This is a genomic window from Terrabacter terrae (assembly GCF_039529575.1).
GTDB lineage: Bacteria > Actinomycetota > Actinomycetes > Actinomycetales > Dermatophilaceae > Terrabacter > Terrabacter terrae.
This window is the reverse complement of record NZ_BAAANB010000016.1, coordinates 1-4,307: the sequence shown is the minus strand read 5'-3', so window position 1 is coordinate 4,307 and position 4,307 is coordinate 1. Positions and strand designations below refer to the sequence as shown.

The window sequence follows — 4,307 nt, the reverse complement described above, 5'->3', positions numbered from 1 at the left end:
GTCAGCGCACCCCCGCGAGCTCGGGCTCGTTGCCTGCGGCGCCGCTGGTCGGGCCGGCAGGCAGCTCGTCCGGCACGGAGTCGTGCTCGGAGTCGACCATGCTCGCCTCGTCGAAGCGGTCCTGACCGGAGAGGACGCGTGCCGCCTTGTCGCGGTCGATCTCGCCGACCCACGTGCCGATGATGACCGTGGCGATGGCGTTGCCGGCGAAGTTCGTCAGGGCGCGGGCCTCGCTCATGAGGCGGTCGATGCCGACGATGAAGCCGACGCCCGGCACGAGGTCGGGGCGGTGCGACTGCAGGCCACCGGCGAGGGTGGCCAGGCCGGCGCCGCTGACGCCGGCAGCGCCCTTGCTGGCGACGATCATGAAGACGAGCAGGCCGATCTGCTGGCCGATGCTGAACGGCTTGTCCATGGCCTCGGCGATGAACAGGCTCGCCATCGTGAGGTAGATCGCGGTGCCGTCGAGGTTGAACGAGTAGCCGGTGGGCACGGTGATGCCGACGACCGGACGGGAGACGCCGAGGTGCTCCATCTTGGCGATGAGGCGCGGCAGGGCCGACTCGGACGACGACGTGGACAGGATGAGGAGGAACTCACGACCGAGGTAGCGCAGCAGCGAGAAGACGTTCATGCCGGTGACGACCTTGAGGATGCTGCCGAGGAAGACGAACACGAAGATCGCGCAGGTCACGTAGAAGGCGAGCATGAGCAGGCCCAGGCTCTTGAGCGAGCCGATGCCGGTCGCGCCGACCAGGGCGGCCATGGCACCGAAGGCACCGATCGGGGCGACCCACATGACCATCGCCATGAGGCGGAAGACGAGCCGCTCGAGGTGCTTGATGCCGACGAGGATCGGCTCACCGGCCTTGCCCATCTTCTGCAGCGCGAAGCCGACGAGCAGGGCGATGAGCAGCGCCTGCAGCACCGAGCCGGAGGTCAGGGAGGACACCAGGGTGTCGGGAATGAGGCCGAGGACGAAGTCGACCGCGCCCTCGGACTTCTCCGCGATCTGCGCCTGGCCGGACTTGGCGACGGCAGCCGTCAGGTCGAGGCCGGAACCGGGCTTGACGATGTTGCCGACAACCAGGCCGACGCCCAGGGCGACCGTCGACATGACGATGAAGTAGCCGAGGGCCAGACCGCCGACCTTGCCGACCTGGGCGGCCTTGCGGACCGAACCGATACCCAGGACGATCGTGCAGAAGATGATCGGGGTGATCATCATCTTGATGAGGTTGACGAAGCCGGTCCCGAGGGGCTTCAGGCTCTTGCCCACCTCGGGGAAGGCCCAGCCGACGAGGATGCCGGCGACCATCGCCACGATGACGGCGATGTACAGGAAATGGGTGCGGTCGCGCTTGGGAGTCGCGCCCGGGTGGGCGTCGACGGCGCTGTCGGCGGTGGAACTCACGGTGACCTCCGTTGGCAGGGCCCCGCGCTGGGCACGGGACCGGGGAACGTGACGAGGCTGCCCCGGACGGGAACTATGGTCACCTTTGTGTTCATTGAGTTCTTGCGGCGTCTTGTATGCCGTTGAGCTCGCTCTCGCGTACGCGTACGGCCGCGAGGCGGGCGCTCGGAGCCCCGGCGCGCTGGAGCGTCGCGGGCCAGACGTTCGCACTGCAGGTGCTCATCGCGGTGCTCGTGGTCGCGGCCGGGCTCGTCGGGGCGTACGGCCAGGCGCAGCGCGCCGGCGACCAGCAGGCGATCGCCCGGGCGCTCGCGGTGGCGGACACGCTGGCGGCCACGCCCGGCGTCGTCACGGCGGTCGAGGGCCCGGACCCGTCCGCGGTCCTGCAGCCCTATGCCGAACGGGTGCGCGTCGAGACGGGCACGGACTTCGTGGTCGTCATGAGCCGCGAGGCGATCCGCTACACCCACCCCGACCCGGCGCAGATCGGGAAGACGTTCATCGGGCACACCGAGCAGGCCCTGGCCGGCGGGGTCGTCGAGGAGGACTACACCGGCACGCTCGGTCCCTCGTCGCGCGTCGTGGTGCCCGTGGAGGACCGCGGCAAGGTGGTCGCCCTCGTGTCGGTCGGCATCCGCAAGGCCGCCGTCGGGGAGCGCGTGCGGGGTCAGCTGCCGGGCCTGCTGCTCGCCGGGCTCGTCGCGGCCCTGCTGACCGGTCTCGGCACCGCGCTCGTGTCGAGGCGCATCCGCCGCCAGACCCACGGCCTCGGCGAGCGCCAGCTCCGGGAGATGTACGAGTACTACGACGCCGTGCTGCACGCCGTCTCCGAGGGTCTGGTCATCACCGACCTCGACGGTCGGCTGCGGCTCGCCAACGACGAGGCGACGCGGTTGCTGGCCCTCCCCGCTGACGCCGTGGGTCGGCGCGTCGCCGACCTCGGGCTCGGGCCGGCGTTGACGACCGCGTTGACGGACGAGGGGACCCACGAGGACGAGTTGCACGTGACCTCGGCGCGGGTGATCGTGCTCAACCGCGGCCCGGCCCGCTGGGAAGGAGGGCTTCTCGGCCACGTGGCCACGCTTCGCGACCGGACCGACCTCGAGGCCCTGACGGGTGAGCTGGACTCGGCGCGGGGTCTTACGGAGGCGCTGCGCTCGCAGGCGCACGAGTCGGCCAACCGCCTCCACACCATCGTCAGCCTCATCGAGCTCGGCCACACCGAACGGGCGCTCGACTTCGCGACCGAGGAGCTGCAGGTCTCGCAGCTGCTCACCGACCGGGTGGTCGGCTCTGTCGACGAACCGGTGCTCACCGCGCTGCTGCTCGGCAAGGCGGCCGAGGCGCACGAGCGGGGCATCGCCTTCGAGATCGAGCCGGGCGCGCACTGGCCGCGCGACGTCGCACCCACCCGCGACGTCGTCACGATCGTCGGCAACCTCATCGACAACGCCCTCGACGCCGTCGTCGACGAGCCGGGGACGCCACGCACCGTCCGGCACGAGCGGCACGTGTGCTTCGACGCCCGCGTCGAGGGGGCGTATGCCGTCCTCCAGGTCTCCGACGACGGGCCGGGCCTGCCGCCCGGTGGCGTCGAGGACGCCTTCCGGCGCGGATGGTCGACCAAGGAGCAGGGCAGCGCGGGCCGGCGCGGCATCGGCCTCGCCCTCGTGGCCCAGACCGTCGAGCGGCTCGGTGGGGACCTCGCGGTGACGGGGCCGCCGGGAGCGACGTTCACGGTGCGGCTGCCTGTGGCGGCCTCGGCAGCGGAGGCCCGCCATGGCTGACTCGGCACGGACCGGGGTGCTGCGGGTCCTCGTCGTCGAGGACGAGCCGGTGGCGGCGGAGGCCCACACGGCATACGTCGGTCGGGTCGAGGGGTTCGCGGTGGTTGCGACGGTTGGGACCTCGCAGGCAGCGCTGAAGACGTTGCAGGACAAGGAGATCGACGTCGTCCTGCTGGACATGAACCTCCCCGACCGGCACGGTCTGGACGTGGTGCGGGCCATGCGCGCCGCCGGGCACCGCGCCGACGTCATCGCCGTCACGTCGGCCCGCGACCTCGAGATCGTCCGGGCCGCGGTGTCGCTCGGGATCGTGCAGTACCTGCTGAAGCCCTTCGTCTTCGCAACCCTGCGCGACCGGCTCCTCGCCTACCGGTCCTACCGCGACCAGCTGACCGGCGGCACGCAGGTGGGGACCCAGGCCGAGGTCGACGAGGTCTTCGCCAGCGCGCGGGTGGCCGGTGAGCCGCGGCTGCCCAAGGGGATGGGCGAGGAGCTGCTGTCCCGGGTGTCACGGGTGCTGCGCGAGGCCGACGGCGGGCGTTCGGCCAGCGAGCTCGGCGAGTCGCTCGGCGTCAGCCGGGTCACGGCCCGGCGCTACGCCGAGTACCTCTGCGAGACCAAGGTCGTCCTGCGCCGGTCGCGGTATGCCGGCGCGGGGCGTCCGGAGGTCGAGTACCTCTGGGCGCGGTGACCGCTCAGTTCCTCGCGGGCGACCGTCGGCCCAGGCGCGCGAGCAGGCGCTCCTGCCGGTCGGCGTCGTCGGGGACGGGCAGGGCCGGCGCACAGACGCCGTCGTCGTAGAGGTGCTCGCCGAAGCCGTCGGCCGAGCGTTCGAGCACGTCCAGCTCGTCGTCCGTGAGGTGCCCGTCGAGACCGGCGGCCGTGGCGAGGTCCCAGCGGTGCACGACGAGGTCGAAGCCGTGGAAGGCGACGAGCGTGCGGCCCACCGTGGTGCGGCCGAAGACGCCGTCGTACTCGAGGCCCACGACGGCGGGGTCGGCGAGGAGCTCGCGCATCCGGTCGTCGTGGGCGTGCCACGCGGCGCGGAGGGCGGTGCTGCTTCCGTCCGGGTCGTCGACGTCGAGGTGGTGGGCCGTCCCGGCGTC

Annotated in this window: 4 protein-coding genes; 2 read left to right on the top strand and 2 right to left on the bottom strand. The window is 71.9% G+C overall.

Annotated elements, in window-relative coordinates:
* Position 1: 1 nt before the first annotated feature.
* Positions 2–1,414, bottom strand: a complete 1,413-nt coding sequence (locus tag ABD194_RS09000; RefSeq protein ID WP_343990368.1) for a cation:dicarboxylate symporter family transporter — start codon at positions 1,412–1,414, stop codon at positions 2–4.
* Between the two features lie 116 nt (positions 1,415–1,530).
* On the opposite strand from ABD194_RS09000, the gene ABD194_RS08995 reads away from it, so the two are divergent.
* Together ABD194_RS08995 and ABD194_RS08990 are read left to right on the top strand one after the other, a co-directional pair.
* Positions 1,531–3,201: a sensor histidine kinase gene (locus ABD194_RS08995; RefSeq protein WP_343990365.1), complete on the top strand. Its 1,671-nt coding sequence runs from the start codon at positions 1,531–1,533 to the stop codon at positions 3,199–3,201.
* On the top strand, positions 3,194–3,892 hold the full coding sequence (locus tag ABD194_RS08990; RefSeq protein WP_343990362.1) for a response regulator: 699 nt from the start codon (positions 3,194–3,196) through the stop codon (positions 3,890–3,892). The genes ABD194_RS08995 and ABD194_RS08990 overlap by 8 nt, the downstream gene beginning before the upstream one ends.
* Before the next feature lie 4 nt (positions 3,893–3,896).
* Here ABD194_RS08990 and ABD194_RS08985 read toward each other — a convergent pair.
* A partial coding sequence (locus ABD194_RS08985; protein ID WP_343990359.1) for a DinB family protein occupies positions 3,897–4,307 on the bottom strand: 411 nt, incomplete at its 5' end.

Excerpts from the sequence above, each read along its gene's own strand:
- ABD194_RS08995 (WP_343990365.1), top strand. The coding sequence starts at position 1,531 with ATGCCGTTGAGCTCGCTCTCGCGTACGCGTACGGCCGCGAGGCGGGCG.
- ABD194_RS08990 (WP_343990362.1), top strand. The coding sequence starts at position 3,194 with ATGGCTGACTCGGCACGGACCGGGGTGCTGCGGGTCCTCGTCGTCGAG.